12 protein-coding genes are annotated in these 14176 nt (G+C 69.4%); 10 read left to right on the forward strand and 2 right to left on the reverse strand.

The window, feature by feature from the left end; genetic code table 11:
* The first annotated feature begins 219 nt into the window (after window positions 1-219).
* Window positions 220-1095: a GNAT family N-acetyltransferase gene (locus ACFY16_RS25465; protein WP_390649482.1), complete on the forward strand. Its 876-nt coding sequence runs from the start codon at window positions 220-222 to the stop codon at window positions 1093-1095.
* 321 nt (window positions 1096-1416) lie between these two features.
* Here the strand turns inward: ACFY16_RS25465 and ACFY16_RS25470 are convergent, their stop codons facing one another.
* Window positions 1417-4332, reverse strand: a complete 2916-nt coding sequence (locus ACFY16_RS25470) for an AAA family ATPase (RefSeq protein WP_390649483.1) — start codon at window positions 4330-4332, stop codon at window positions 1417-1419.
* A 180-nt stretch (window positions 4333-4512) separates the two neighbouring features.
* Between ACFY16_RS25470 and ACFY16_RS25475 the strand changes: the two genes are divergently transcribed.
* Window positions 4513-5007 carry a response regulator transcription factor gene (locus ACFY16_RS25475; protein WP_390649484.1) on the forward strand — a complete coding sequence of 165 codons (495 nt, stop codon included), beginning with the start codon at window positions 4513-4515 and terminating at the stop codon, window positions 5005-5007.
* Between the two features lie 213 nt (window positions 5008-5220).
* Window positions 5221-6210: an aldo/keto reductase gene (locus ACFY16_RS25480; RefSeq protein WP_390649485.1), complete on the forward strand. Its 990-nt coding sequence runs from the start codon at window positions 5221-5223 to the stop codon at window positions 6208-6210.
* A 103-nt stretch (window positions 6211-6313) separates the two neighbouring features.
* Here ACFY16_RS25480 and ACFY16_RS25485 read toward each other — a convergent pair whose 3' ends face one another.
* Window positions 6314-6625, reverse strand: a complete 312-nt coding sequence (locus ACFY16_RS25485; RefSeq protein ID WP_390649486.1) for an NIPSNAP family protein — start codon at window positions 6623-6625, stop codon at window positions 6314-6316.
* A 433-nt stretch (window positions 6626-7058) separates the two neighbouring features.
* Between ACFY16_RS25485 and ACFY16_RS25490 the strand changes: the two genes are divergently transcribed.
* The 7 genes from ACFY16_RS25490 to ACFY16_RS25520 form a co-directional block, all read left to right on the forward strand.
* Window positions 7059-8102 (forward strand): hypothetical protein, encoded by a 1044-nt coding sequence (locus tag ACFY16_RS25490; protein ID WP_390649487.1) that lies wholly within the window; start codon window positions 7059-7061, stop codon window positions 8100-8102.
* A gap of 449 nt (window positions 8103-8551) precedes the next feature.
* The gene (locus ACFY16_RS25495; RefSeq protein WP_390649488.1) at window positions 8552-9211 is read left to right on the forward strand and encodes an NADPH-dependent FMN reductase; all 660 of its coding nucleotides are present in this window, start codon (window positions 8552-8554) and stop codon (window positions 9209-9211) included.
* 221 nt (window positions 9212-9432) lie between these two features.
* Window positions 9433-10380 carry an NADP-dependent oxidoreductase gene (locus ACFY16_RS25500; protein ID WP_390649506.1) on the forward strand — a complete coding sequence of 316 codons (948 nt, stop codon included), beginning with the start codon at window positions 9433-9435 and terminating at the stop codon, window positions 10378-10380.
* Window positions 10381-10853: 473 nt separating this feature from the next.
* Entirely contained in the window at window positions 10854-11825 is a 972-nt protein-coding gene (locus tag ACFY16_RS25505; protein ID WP_390649489.1) for a sensor histidine kinase, read from the forward strand.
* Complete coding sequence (locus tag ACFY16_RS25510; protein ID WP_390649490.1) at window positions 11797-12486, forward strand: response regulator; 690 nt, start codon at window positions 11797-11799, stop codon at window positions 12484-12486. The genes ACFY16_RS25505 and ACFY16_RS25510 overlap by 29 nt, the downstream gene beginning before the upstream one ends.
* 289 nt (window positions 12487-12775) lie before the next feature.
* Complete coding sequence (locus ACFY16_RS25515) at window positions 12776-13069, forward strand: zf-HC2 domain-containing protein (RefSeq protein ID WP_390649491.1); 294 nt, start codon at window positions 12776-12778, stop codon at window positions 13067-13069.
* 580 nt (window positions 13070-13649) lie between these two features.
* On the forward strand, window positions 13650-14176 hold a 527-nt coding region (locus ACFY16_RS25520), incomplete at its 3' end, for a cupin domain-containing protein (RefSeq protein WP_390649492.1).

A 14176-nucleotide genomic window follows, 5' to 3' on the forward strand; every position in this document is an offset into this window, starting at 1 on the left:
GGCCTGGGCCCGCGTGCACGCGCCCCGAGCGATGGCTGCTCGTCCTCGGTGCAGGCAGCCGCGGCCGGTAGCCACCGGGCACTCTTCCGGTCCGGTCCCAAGGTCGTTCTGGGACCGGACCGGGTGACCCGGACCACTGAAACGTCAAGGGCACGCGTTCAAGGTCCGATGTCGCAGGACACGGCTCCCCGGAATCGAGTGCATGCGGGATCATGAAGCATGCGCCCGGATGCCTGGCACCTCACCGAAGACATCGACGACTTTCTCGCCCGGGCCGGAGACTTCCTCCGCTCGCGCCCCGTCCTGCACAACACGCCGCTCACCGTGATGGAGAAATGGCGGACCCACCCGGGCGCATTCGACCCCGGGACCGTCCTCTTCGGCCGACTGGAGTCGGACGGCGAGACCCAGGCGATCTTCTACCGCCCTCCGAGCCGCCGCCTCACGCTCACCCCGCTCTCCCGCGAGCGGGCCGAGGCCCTCGCCGCCCGGCTGACGGCCCTCGGGCACACCCTCGCCGGTGTCACCGCGGACCACGAGACCGCCACCGCGTTCGCCGAGGCCTGGCAGCGGCACACCGGCGCGACGCCCACACTCCGCGTCCGGATGCACCTGTACCGTCTCGGCACGCTCACCCCGCCCGAACCGCACCCGGAGGGCCACGGCCGAATCGTCGGCGAGCAGGACCACGAGGACCTCATGCGCTGGTGCCGTGAACTCGCCGCGGACCTCGGGGAGACGATCACCATCGACGCCGATTCCTGGGCCGGCACCCGATTCGCCGAGAAGCGCTACACCTTCTGGGAGGTCCCGGACGGCACCCCCGTCTCCCTGGAGGGCGTGAACCCGATGGTCGCCGGGATGGTCCGGGTGGACCCCGTCTACACCCCGGCTCACCTCCGTGGCCGCGGCTACGCGGCCGCCGTGACCGCCGAGGTGAGCCGGGCCGCGCTCGCCGCGGGCGCCACGGAAGTCGTGCTGTTCACGGACGCGGGCAACCCCACCAGCAACGCCCTCTACCAGCGCCTCGGGTACCGCCGGGTCGTCGACTGGGCCCCGTACGACTTCGCGTACGCCGAACCGGAAGCCAGTTAGGAACCAGGAACACGACAGGCACAGGGGCAGCGCCAACACCACGCCATCGCCAGGACTTTGTCACCTGGCTCCAGCGCCAGACAGGAGTTCACGCGGGCGAGCGCGGTGTAGGAGGTCGATACGTCCCCCACGACGACGTCCCGCCCGTCGCCGGCCGGCCCGGCCGTCCGCGCCGACGCCCCCGAAGCCCTGCTCGGTGACAAGAGCCACGACTCCAACCCAAACCGTGAGCAGCTGCGCAAGCGTCGGATCCTGCACGCCATCTCCCGCAAGGCGACCGGCAACCCCGCAGACACGTTTCCGCACCGTCGAAGGGCGGGCTCAGGAGCGGTGCGCTGCGGCCACCCCGGCCACCTCGCGCCGTGACGTGACCCCCAGCTTGGCCAGGACGTGGGAGACGTGGGTCTCGACGGTGCGCCGGGACAGGACGAGGGCGTCGGCGATGTCGGGGTTGGACAGGCCGGTGGCGACGAGTTCGGCGATCCTCACTTCCGTGTCGGTCAGTGCCTCCCAGCCGGTGCGGGGGCGACCTCGGGCGCCGCGCACCCCGAGCCGCACACCACGGGCGCGCAGCCGGGCCGCGGCACGGCGGGAGTCCCACACTGCGCCGAGCGCGGTGTAGGTCAGCATCGCGTCGTTCAGCGCCTCCCGGGCCGCGCCGGCCTGTCCGGCGCCGGCCAGCAGGTCCGCGGCGTCCTCCTGGGCCTGGGCCATCTCGACCCGACGACCCACCGTGCGGTAGTGACCCACGGCGGCGGACACCAACTCCGGGTCGGAACGCAGCAATCCCTGGCACCACATGCGGGCCGCCCTCACCCGCGGCAGCCGGCTCCTGGCCTCCTCCGCCTCGGCACAGGCGGCGGCGCGCTCAGCCGTCTCGCGGTCGCCCACCGCAAGAGCGAGCCGCACCAGCAGCGGAAGCACCCTCACCCGGTCGTCCATCACATCGTAGGAAGGGTCGAGGACGTCCCTCAGCCCGCCGACAGCCGACGGGAGATCGTTCAGCCGCTCGGCAGTCATGGCGCGCGCCTCGAACCAGTACGCCAGATTGACCGTCTTGAAGTGGACTTCGGGCACCTCCTCCACCGCGCGCAGATGGCGGTGCGCGACCGCCTGTTCGTCGCGGTGCGCGGCGACGGCGGCCGCGATGCTGTGGGCGATGACCGGGAGCGAAGGAAAGTACGTGGGGTGGTGGTCCGGATCCGATATCGTGTCGAGCTCGGTCAGCGCGTCGTCCCAGCGCCCGGTGTGGAAGGCGACGTCACCGGTGTGCATCACGCACGACCCCAGCCGCGGAGTGCCCGTCCGCTCCGCCAGCGACCGCGCATCGGCGAGGACCTCCAGGGCCTGAGGAAAGCGGTCCATGTTCAGCAGCATGGAGATCTGGTTGGTCTGCATCAGCAGGCGCAGATCGAGCAGTTCGGGATCGGAACCGGTCAGCGCGATGCCGCGCACGAGGCAGTCGAGGGCGCCCTCGACGTCCTGACGGACGAACCGCGTCATCGCCAGGGTGTGCAGGGCGTAGCCCATCGCCATGGCGTCCGACAGCCGCGTGCCGACGACCAGGACGGCAGCGGCTTCCGAGGCCGCTTCGTCGTGCCTGCCCAGATTCATCAGGGTCATGGCGAGGAAGGCGCGCAGACGCGCGTGCCACCTCGTGTCCGGCTCCAGGTGCGCTGCCACCTTCTGGACGATGGCCATCGCCTCCTCCACCAGCGCGGTGCGCGCCAAGGCGTAGCCCAGGATCCATGCAGCCCGCCCTCTTTGCTCAGGGTCACCGTGGTGGTCCAGAACCTGTCGTGCGACTCGCCCTGCCTGTTCGTAGTGGCAGGCGAGGAAGGCCGCGGAGGCGAGGTGGTCCAACAGCTCCAGGGTGCGCGCGTCGTCGTCCGGTGTGTGCGCGACGGCGCGTTCGAGGAGGGTGGCCGCGACGGCCGGAGCACGGCGTGTGAGGGCCGCGGCATTGTCCACCAGCCAGTCGACTTCCCAGCCGTCCGCCACATCGCCCGCCGACAGCAGCAACTCGGCGACACGTTCCACCGAGGCCCCTTGGGCGATGAGCGCCTGGGCGGCGTCCCGGTGCAGCGCGACCCGCAGTGCCGCGGGCACCGACTCGTAGAGGGCCTGTTTGAGCAGGCCGTGCCGGAAGCGAAGCCGGTGCCCGTCGGCCGGTTCGAGCACGCCGGCGGCCAGAGCTTCCTGCACGGGTGCGGTCAGTGCCGCCGCCGGCCGGCCGAGCAGCACGGTGAGGTCGGTGAGCGGGAAGGCGGGTCCGAGCAGGGCGGCGGTGCGCAGCATGTCCCGTGTCCCGGCCGAAAGAAAGGCCAGCCGGTCGGCGATCGCTTCGGACAGGGACATCTGACCGAATTCGGTCCACCTGCGGTGGGTGCCGTCGCCGGCCTGGGCCTCGGGTCCGAGCTCTGTCTCCCGACCGTTGTCCTCCAGGGCGCCCGCACGCGTCAGAGCGTCCATGATCTCGCGTATGTACAGGGGGTTGCCCGTCGCCAGTCCCAGTCGGTCGAGCAGCCGGGGACCGGCCGTCCGTCCGGCGATCCGGCCGGCCAGCTCGGCCACTTCGGTGTCTGACAGTCGTACCAGGGTGAGGGTGGTTCCCGCGTGGTCGCGTACGTCCCGGCGCAGCAGGTCCAGTTCGGGCCGCTGGGGGACCGGACGACAAGCGCCGATGAGGAGCAGGGGCCGCTGGGCCGCGGTGCGGCACAGTCGGCGCCACACCAGCAGGGTCGCCTCGTCGGCCCACTGCAGATCGTCGAGGGCCAGGACGAGAGGGTGCGCGGCGCAGAGACGGTCGACGAGCACCAGCAGCTCCTCGGCGGCGGCGGTCACCGGATCACCGGTGACGACGCCGACGTTGTGGTGGCTGCGCACATCGTCGGGAGTCGGGCGGGCCGCTTCCGCCTCGGCTCGTTGCCTCGTCGTCATGCCGGCAAGGGCCTGTTGCAGCACGGCGAGGGGCAGGCGCTGACCGAGTTCGTCACAGACGCCCTGGCCCACGTCGAGACCCTTGCCCACGGCGTCGGCCAGACCCGCCGCCAGCAGCGCGCTCTTCCCGATCCCGGGCTCCCCCTGCACCAGCACGACACCGCCGCGTCCCTTGACGAGATCCTCCACCGCCGAAGAGATCAGGGCCATGTGACGCTTACGCCCCACCAGAGTTCCCGAAGAGCCCGAATGCATGCCCGTAAGGGTACCCAAACCGGAATACGGTCCGTTTCGCATACGACGAGGCCGACCGTGCCGTCGCCCCGAGACCAGCAGGTCGCCGGCGAACGCTCGCTCAGTGTCTGGGCGTTACCGCAAGGGCCACGTAAATCTCCGTGAAGCCGCCGGATGTTCGTGTACGTGGCCCTCGCGACGATGGAGGTCACGTGACCGGCGAGACGTGAGGCGATGCGAGGCATGGAGCCCACCCAGCGGATTGAGCAGACCACGGCGGTCCACTCGCGCCCGGCCCTGACGGGGCCGGGCAAAGCGGGGAAGCCGCGTCGGCCGGCGCTGGTTGCCGACGAGCCGATCACCGCCGACGGCATGACCGCTCTCCCCGGCGCCGTGGATGACGGTGCTGGGTGTACTGGGCGCGACACGGCCGCGGACCGCGCGGCAGGTACGGGCACCGGCTCGGGGTGGCGCGCTGTCGGCGAGTCCAGCGGCCGGCGCCGCACCAGTACCGAACCGCTGTCCGCACAGGAAATACAGATAGCGATACTCGCGTCAGAGGGGCTGAGCAACCACGAGATCGGCCACCGCCTGTCCATCTCCTCCGGCGCCGTGGCAGCCCGCCTCTACCGGATCTACTCCCGCCTCGACATCACAAGCCGAGGCCGACTCGCCGCCGCCCTCCACGACACGCGGAGCGCGGCCGCTGTCTCACGGCAGCAGCTCCGGTCACCCTAGGGGCACAGGTGCGAAAGTTCGGCCGGCCCGCCTGAACGGCTGACTTGCGCTCGAGTGCGCTCCAGGTCGTAGCGTCGCAGACACCGTGGCGCGAGGCCCCCGCCGTCCGGTGTGTCCCACGGGATGCCGGGCGGCGGAATCCGTCGCTAGATGGATGAGGGGCTTGGCGCCGCCCGAAGGACGATCGAGTTTCAGGAAAGGCTGGGACACGGCATGCAGAAGCGCAGTCTGCGGGACCTCCAGGTATCGGCCATCGGCCTTGGATGCATGGGCATGTCCGCCTTCTACGGATCCGCCGACCAAGAGGAGGGGATCGCGACCATCCGGCGCGCCCTCGACCTCGGCATGAACTTCCTCGACACCGCGCAGATGTACGGTCCGCTCACCAACGAGTCGCTCGTCGGCGAGGCGATCCGGGGGCATCGCGACGAGTATGTGATCGCGACAAAGTTCAATTACCGGATGGACAACGCCGTACCCGGCGACATCAGCACGGTCGGCCCGCAGGACGGTTCGGCCGAGCACGTCCGGAGCTCGATCCACGGCTCCCTGAAGCGGCTGGGGACCGACCACATCGACCTGTACTACCAGCACCGGGTCGACCCGAACGTGCCCATCGAGGAGACGGTCGGCGCGCTTGGCGAACTGGTCGCCGAGGGCAAGGTGCGGTACATCGGGCTGAGCGAGGCGAGCGCGGAGACCATCCGGCGCGCCCACGCCGTGTACCCGATCACCGCCGTGCAGAGCGAGTACTCGCTGTGGTCGCGGGACGTGGAGGCCGAGGTGCTGCCCGCGTGCCGGGAGCTGGGCATCGGCTTCGTGCCGTACTCGCCGCTCGGCCGCGGCTTCCTCGCCGGGCGGTTCACTTCGCCGGACGAACTGGACGCGAACGACTGGCGCCGCGAGAACCCGCGCTTCCAGGACACCAACCTGGAGGCGAACCTGCGGCTGGCGGCAAAGGTGAAGGAGATCGCGGCTGAGAAGGACGTGACCCCGGCCCAGCTGGCCATCGCCTGGGTGCTGGCCCAGGGCGAGGACCTGGTGCCGATCCCGGGCACCAAGCGCCGCACCTACCTGGAGCAGAACGCCGCCGCGGTCGACATCGCGCTGACCAAGGACGACCTGGCCCGCATCGACGCGGAGCTGCCGGAGGCGGCGGGTGAGCGGTATGACGAGGCGGGGATGCGAACCGTCAATCGCTAGCTCATGCCGACGGCAGTGGAGAAACAACCGAGTTCGTAACCGGTCGAATGAATTCACGGCCATGTCGTAACGTCCGGGGCAGTCGTTCAAGCCCGGCCCTGGCCTAGGACGTGACGTCGAGCGGTCGTAGGAAGCGGCGCTCGTACCGCTTGATGCAGCGGGTGTTACGAGCCAGTTCGAAGGCATCCTGACACTCCGGGTCGGTCATGCTGTCCGTGCGGTACTGCTCATACGCGGCGAGACTGGGAAAGGAGAAGAGGGCGTAGGCGATGTCGCTGTCGCCCTCACTCGGTAGGAAGTAGCCGTGGTGCGTCCCGCCGAAACGGTTGACGAGCCCGACCCAGCGGCGGCCATATTCCTCGAAGTCCTCAAGCTTGTCGGCGTCAATCTCGTACTTCAGATGAATGGTGATCACACCCACATAATGCTGCATGGCAGTTCGGGCTCGACGGCGGGCCCTTGTGCGTCGGCGTTCGCGTGGCAGATGAGGATGGGTCTGTTCCCGTGCCGCCAAGCGGCCCCCCGCCGCCGGACGAGCGCGGAGCCCGCCCCCGCCCGGCGGTCCACCTGCTGATGACACACCAGCGAGCATGTCGCCGCTCGGTGCCACGGCGAGGTCGACAGTGCGGCAGTTCCGTCGGCGGGCATCGAGCAGCCGGCTTCGAAGCCGGAGCAAGGGACCTACGGACTGGCGCGGGAAGAAGAGGTGTGGGTGTGGTGACGCTGGTGGAAGAGGCCGTCGCGGAGGCACGCTGGGCTGACGAGCATCCGGTCTTGACTCTGACGCAGCTGGAACCTGGACGATCGCGCCGTACGAAACACAGCGACGCTTATCGGAGGCATCCGTCATGCTGCGCGGCAAGGGCATCCACTACGACACCGGCACCTTTCCCAACGGCGACACCTCGCGCCCCGTCTTCGACCCTCGGGACGCCGAACGGGACATGCGGGTCATCGCGAAGGACCTGCACTGCACAGCGGTCCGCATCACCGGCGGCGACCCGGACCGGATCGAGACCACGGCGCGGTACGCGGCGGACGCCGGCCTGGAGGTCTGGTTCTCGCCGTTCCCCTGCGAACTGACGAACGCCGAGATGTTGCCGCTGTTCACCGACTGCGCCGAACGGGCGGAGCGGCTGCGCCGGGACGGCGCCGCGGTGGCCCTGGTCACTGGCTGCGAACTCAGCCTGTTCGCCCGCGGATACCTGCCTGGCGACACCTTCAACGAGCGCGTCCCCATCCTGGCAGGCCCCGGCCGCGAGGCCGCGCTCCAGGGCATCCCCGACAAGGTCAACGCCTTCCTGGGGGAGGTCGTCGACACCGTACGCCCCCTCTTCGGCGGTCGCCTGAGCTACGCCTCCTGCCCCCTGGACGGCGTGGACTGGACCCCGTTCGACATCGTGGGCCTCGACGCCTTCCGGGGCCTGCGCAATGCCCCCACCTACCGCGACGACCTGCGCAAGGAGTTCGCCCACGGCAAGCCCGTCGCCATCATGGAGGTCGGCTGCTGCACCTACCGGGGCGCGGGCGATTACGGCGGCGCCGGCTGGTACATGGCCAAGGAAGCCGATGGCGTCACCCTCAAGCCCGACCTGGTACGCGACGAAAGCGAGCAGGTCCGCTACCTCGACGACCTCATGACCGTCTTCGAAGAGGAGAGCGTCGACTCCGTCTTCTGGTTCAGCTTCGCCGGCTTCGCCACACCCCACCGACTGTCTGGACCGGACGAGGACATGGCCTCCTACGGCATTGTCAAGATCCTCGACGAGCAGAGCAGCTACCCCGCGGACGCACGCATCTACCCCGATATGCCCTGGGAACCGAAGGAAGCGTTCCACGCGCTCGCCAGGCGCTACAAGACGGGCAAGGGGTTCGGACGTGTTGTCACTTGAGCGAGCATCTATGCGTTTTCGCGAGCACGGGCGCGCGTCGGCTTCGGCAGCTGGGCGTGCGGACGGGTTTTCGGCCGACGAGAACGGGAGTTTGCCCGTCGAATGCGTGACTTTTGCGGGCGGAGTTCGTCGGGCGGGATGGCGGGATGGCGCGGCGCGTGGGTGGGTGTGGCGGTCCAGGCGCGGCTGCGGGTGTCGGGGTCTGATGCGGCGCACCACCCGGGTGGACAGGAGCACCAGGCTGGCGAGTCCCCAGCAATTCGTGACTGATACGGCGGCGTTCACGGCTGATGCGGCCTCCCTCCCCAGGAGGCGGCGGGCCACATCGTCGGCGCCTGGTGCTGGTCGGGATTGCCCGGCTCCTGTCGCGCGTCAACCTTGGCGGGACCACACTGATCGCGTGGCGCCCTACCCATGGGCGCGAATCCGTACGACGGAAGGACGTGTCCATGCCCAGGGACGCCGCCCCCGGCCCACTGCGGGTGCTTGCCTTCGGCGCCGCGCTACGGGCCGATTCGAGCAACGCCCGTCTCGCCTCTCTTGTGAGCCGGCTGATCGCCGACACCGGTGCCACCGTCGACCTCGCCACCATGCACGAGTTCGACATGCCTCTGTACGACGGCGACGTGGAGACCGCCCACGGGATGCCGAGCGGCGCGCTCGCGCTGCGGGAGCGGCTGGAGCAGTGCGACGCCTTCGTGATCTCCTCTCCCGAGTACAACGGCTCCGTGCCGGGGGTGCTGAAGAACGCGATCGACTGGGTCTCGCGTGTCCGGCCGCAGCCGTTCAAGACCAAGCACGCGATGCTTGTCTCCGCCTCGCCGTCCATGGTCGGCGGCAACCGCGGGCTGTGGGCGCTGCGGGTTCCCCTGGAGCACCTGGGCACTCGCGTCTATCCGGACATGTTCAGCCTTGCCAATTGCTACGAGGCCTTCGCCGAGGACGGGACGCTTGCCGACCCCGGGCTGCAGCAACGTCTCGCCGAAACCGTGGCGGCCTTCCTGAGCCTCGTCGAAGCGGACACCCGATACGTCTGCCTGGAGCGCCGGTGGTACGAGTTCCTGGGGGATCGCACAGAGGCTCCCATCACCCAGCGGGCCGAAGGCTGAACCTGGCCGCGCGGCCTTGATCGGGTCGAGAGCATTCTGTGCGGACCATGAAGAGAAGATGCGGGCTCAGGTCAGCCGTCCGATCCTGGAGGTGACCGGCCGAACGAGTCCACGACATCGCGCAAGCGGCCGAATACACGCTGCCGTTGCCGTGGGCGGGTCCCTATGGACGGCGGGTTCGGTGTTGCTCGATTTTTTGGAGTGATCACCTCGTGAACACCATGTACGCCGTACGGGCCCACAGCCGTGGCGGACCCGAGCAGCTCGTGTACGAGGTGGCGCCGCGACCGCGGCCTGCACCGGGCGAGGTGCTCGTCGCCGTTCGGGCGGCCTCCATCACTTCGGAAGAGCTCACCTGGGACGCCACCTGGACCGACCGCATCGACGGGACAGGCGAGGACCGCACCCCCATCGTCCCCTCTCATGAGGTGTCCGGGATCGTGTCCGAGCTCGGTCCAGGTGTCACCGGTGTGGCCGTGGGGGACGAGGTCTACGGGCTGATCCCGTTCACACGTGACGGTGCGGCCGCCGAGTACGTCAGCGTGCCCGTCGATGTTCTGGCGGCCAAACCCGCAGGACTGGAACACGACAAGGCGGCGGCCGTGCCACTGGCGGCGCTCACCGCCTGGCAGGCGCTGGTGGACCACGCCTCTGTCAAGGCCGGACAGCATGTCCTGATCCACGGCGGGGCGGGGGGCGTCGGTTCGTTCGCCGTGCAGATAGCCTCCGCCCTAGGCCTGCGGGTCACCGCGACGGCGGCCGCACAGGACAGCGACTTCGTGACCGGCCTCGGCGCCCAACAGGTCCTGGACTACGCCGGCACCCGTTTCGAGGACCATGTCGAGGACGTCGATGCCGTACTGGACCTGGTGGGGGGCGAGACGCAGACACGGTCGTGGACTGTCCTGCGGCCGGGCGGCGTCCTCGTCAGCATCGTGTCGCCGCCAGATCCGAAGAAGGCAGCCGAGCACGGTGCCCACGGCGTGTTCTTCATCGTCGAGCCGAACCACGACGAGCTGGATGCAATCGCCCGGCTCATCGAGAACGGCCAACTCGCCCCGGTCGTGGACCGCGTCGTCCCGCTGACCGACACGCGCAACGCGTACGAGGCGCTGCGCGAGAAGCATCGGCGGGGGAAAGTCGTCATCCATGTCGCGGCGGTGAGCTGAAGGGGGCCCAGCCTCACCTGCGGAGTGCCGAGACACTGCCCGAACACCCGCCGAAGAAGGACTCGTCCCTGGCGATCGAGCACCGCGAAGAGCGTCGCAGCGGTACTGAGTCGGCGCGGGCACCGGGCTGTACTGGCCGGCCACGCCATGCCTGGTCCGGTCATCGGGCCTACGGTGGTGGCATGGCAGTGATCACCGCTGGAAGTCCCAGAGCGCAGGCTCGGACGGGCGTCGCGGACGTCCTCATGTCAGCCGTGCTGTTCGTGCTGTCCGTGGTGGCGGTCTCGATCGTTCATGACGAGCACCGGCTCTCCTTCCGGTGGCCCGCCGCGGTGCTCCTCGGGGTCAGCTGCTTCGCGCTGATGTGGCGACGCCGCCACCCCTTTGGCGTACTCGTCGTGGCCGTCGGCTGCGCGGGAGTTCTTCAGGGGCTCGGGTTCCGGGAAGGCCCGCTGGAGACGAGCCCGGTCATCGTGTCCGTCTACACCGTCGCCGTGTGTACCGACCGGCGCACAGCCTGGACCACAGCGTGCGTGTCGGCAGCCGTGGTGGTGGGAGCGGCCATGGTGTCCGATCCCCACACATGGTTGTCCCCGGACAATGCGGCGATGCTGGCATGGACGGCTCTGCCGGCCGCGGTCGGGGACGGGGTGCGATCACGCAGAGCCTATGTGGCGGCCGTGGAAGAACGGGCGGAGCACGCGGAACGCACCCGTGAGCAGGAGGCTCGTCAGCGGGTGGCCGACGAACGGATGCGGATCGCACGTGAGTTGCACGACGTGGTGGCCCACCACATCGCCCTGATCAACGCCCAGGCGGGTGTCGCCGTCCATCTTGTGGAACAACGACCCGAGCACGTACTCACCGCCCTGGAAGGTATCCGTGACGTGAGTCAGTCCGCGCTGGACGAGTTGCGGGTGACCGTGAGCCTGCTCCGGCAGCCGGACGAGACCGCCGCGCCGCGTGATCCGACGCCGGGCATGGCTCAGGTACCGGCCCTTCTGGTCTCTTTCGAACGTGCGGGGCTCGCCGTCAAGCAGACGCTGAGCGGCGTCCCCCAGCCCCTGGCGCCGGCGGCCGACCTGGCGGCGTACCGCATCGTTCAGGAGGCTTTGACCAACGTGCGTAAGCACTCGGGTATGGACCACGCCCGATTGGACCTGTGCTATCGCCCGCACTGGCTGACGATCACAGTGGAGGACGACGGAGACTCGGAACCCGCCGACTCCCGGTCGGGGACTGGCCACGGGCTTATCGGGATGCGAGAGCGGGCCGGCACCGTGGGAGGCATGGTGCACGCGGGACCCCGCCCCGAGGGCGGTTTCACCGTGATCGCCGAACTCCCGCTGCTGTCCGGCACGAAGGAGCACGATGTGGCATCGAACGGCATCGAACAGCATCGACGAGAGGACGAACGTGACGATTCGTGTCCTGCTCGCAGATGACCAGGCCTTGCTACGGGGCACCTTCAGGATGCTGTTCGATTCCGCGGACGACATGGAAACCGTGGGTGAAGCCGCCAACGGCAGGGAGGCCGTAGAACTCTCGGGTGCGTTGCATCCGGACGTTGTCCTGATGGACATCCGCATGCCCGAGATGGACGGCCTCGCCGCCACGCGACTGATCAGCGAGTCCGAAGACCTCGCCGGGGTGAAGGTCCTGATCCTCACCACCTTCGAGGACGACGAGCACGTAGCCGAGGCACTGCGCGCGGGGGCGAGCGGCTTTCTCGGCAAGGGGGTACTGCCGGAGGTCCTGCTCGACGCCGTCCGTACGGTGGCCGCCGGTGAGGCGTTGCTCTCGCCGGTGGCGACCCGCGCGTTGATCTCCCGATTTCTGGCGCAGCCCGAACTGTGTCCGACAGTCGTCCAGGAACGCCTGGAGTACCTGACGCCACGGGAGCGCGATGTGATGTGCCTGGTGGCGCTGGGTCTTTCAAACGACGAGATTGCCGAACGTCTGTTCGTCAGCCCGCTGACCGCCAAGACGCACGTCAACCGGGCCATGACCAAGCTGGCGGCGCGTGACCGGGCCCAGCTCGTGGTCATGGCCTACCAGTGCGGCCTGGTCAGCCCGGCGGCTGAAGCCTCTCGTTCACGGCGGTGAAGATCGCAGGCGGCGGACCGGGACGACGTCGGCCGTAAGGTCAGGCATCGCGTACCACGGATGTGGTAGACGCGATTCGCTCCAGGGGGACGACGCGTGACCGCCCCGGCTTCGGCGACATTGGACCTGTGAACGGAACCAGGCCCGAGAGCCCGCAGTGCCCCTGCCGCACGTCCGGCCCTCGGTCCGCCGTGGTGCTGCGGGCTCATCCGCAGCCCACTTCCGCCTCGTCGTGCCGTAGCTGCGCGCCCCTGCGGCGCGTGCCGCAGCCCAGAGAGGACGTCTCGACATGATCAGCTCCCTCCAGGAATGCCACACCGCCCGTGAACAACTGGCCGAATATGCGCTCCACACACTCGTCAAGGAAGAGGCCGGTGCCGTCACCGCCCACTTGGCGACCTGTTCCGTCTGCCATGACGAGCACTACTGCCTGGCAGCCGTGGCGGCTCATCTGGTTCCACTCCGGGAGGCACTGGCCGACGCATCGCGCCGCCCAAGGCGCGGTCGACGCCGCCCGGGCCGCACCACGCCCCTCACGCTCGCGCAATGGGGCAACTCCAAGGTGTGCGCAGCGGCGAAGTGAGGGCAGTCACGGCTTCCCCGTACCGTCTCGAGGAGACGCGAGCGGGTGGAGTGTCAGCAGGGTCGGCGGGGCGGGCGTGGATCAAGGCCAGATCGCTTGTGCGAACGCGGCTCCGGTGCACGCCGCCGTGTCTTCGAGATGCGCAGCGACGCCCGCCCCGCTCCACGTGATTTTGGGGCGACTTCGACCGTACGCCGCCCTGGACGCGGGGTGCCGGCCGGCCGACGTCGAGGCGGTGGTGAAGGCGCTGGACAACCTCGTCGGCTGGGGGGGGAATCCGCGGGCCGATCCGGACCACGCGCGGGTGACCGCGGTCGAGGACTTCTGCCGCTCACGCGGGCAGGGGAGGCAGCCGAGGCGGCGAAGGACGGCAAGGAGCACGTGGTGATCGCCGCAGTTTGAGGAAATCAGAGTCTACGTAAGGTAAGCATCCGCAACGTAGTGCGATCGGGACTCAGCACTGCGCGGCCAGGTCCTTCTCCAGTGCGTGCCGGGGCGTTCAGGTTCCACGGTTCGGGCCCTCGTTCTGCTCTCCAGAATTAACATGTTCTTCCTGAAGACACGGTGCACGCTGTGGTCTGTGACTCAGTCCTCCATCGCCCAAGACATCGCTACGGGCTCCCCGGTGCGGCTCCAGGCCGTCTCCGCGGAGGGGCAGCCCGAGGTCACCCCGGCGCTCGAAGAGCTGTACCGGGGTTTCGAACAGGAACTGCTCGTACCTCTGTGGACCGAGATCGGCGACCTGATGCCGGCCCACCCGCGCTCGCGCGCCGTGCCGCATCTGTGGCGCTGGGAGCGGCTGCGGGAGCTGGCAGCCCAGGCCGGCGACATCGTTCCCGTCGGCCGTGGCGGTGAGCGCCGGGCCATCGCGCTGGCCAACCCCTCCCTCGGCGGGAGGCCGTTCGCCACCCCGACGCTGTGGGCGGCTATCCAGTACCTCATGCCCGGCGAGGACGCCCCGGAACACCGCCACACCCAGCACGCCTTCCGCTTCGTCGTCGAGGGCTCCGGTGTGTGGACGGTCGTCGGCGGCGACCCGGTGCCGATGAACCGCGGCGACTTCCTCCCGCAGGCCGGCTGGAACTGGCACGCCCACCACAACGCCAC

The sequence above is a fragment of the Streptomyces sp. NPDC001315 genome (assembly GCF_042896175.1).
In the GTDB taxonomy this organism is placed as follows: domain Bacteria; phylum Actinomycetota; class Actinomycetes; order Streptomycetales; family Streptomycetaceae; genus Streptomyces.

Bases quoted from the DNA above. Each gene is read 5' to 3' on its own strand.
- ACFY16_RS25465 (WP_390649482.1), top strand. From the start codon at position 220: ATGCGCCCGGATGCCTGGCACCTCACCGAAGACATCGACGACTTTCTC.
- ACFY16_RS25470 (WP_390649483.1), bottom strand. From the start codon at position 4,332: ATGCGAAACGGACCGTATTCCGGTTTGGGTACCCTTACGGGCATGCAT.
- ACFY16_RS25475 (WP_390649484.1), top strand. From the start codon at position 4,513: ATGGAGCCCACCCAGCGGATTGAGCAGACCACGGCGGTCCACTCGCGC.
- ACFY16_RS25480 (WP_390649485.1), top strand. From the start codon at position 5,221: ATGCAGAAGCGCAGTCTGCGGGACCTCCAGGTATCGGCCATCGGCCTT.
- ACFY16_RS25490 (WP_390649487.1), top strand. From the start codon at position 7,059: ATGCTGCGCGGCAAGGGCATCCACTACGACACCGGCACCTTTCCCAAC.
- ACFY16_RS25495 (WP_390649488.1), top strand. From the start codon at position 8,552: ATGCCCAGGGACGCCGCCCCCGGCCCACTGCGGGTGCTTGCCTTCGGC.
- ACFY16_RS25500 (WP_390649506.1), top strand. From the start codon at position 9,433: ATGTACGCCGTACGGGCCCACAGCCGTGGCGGACCCGAGCAGCTCGTG.
- ACFY16_RS25515 (WP_390649491.1), top strand. From the start codon at position 12,776: ATGATCAGCTCCCTCCAGGAATGCCACACCGCCCGTGAACAACTGGCC.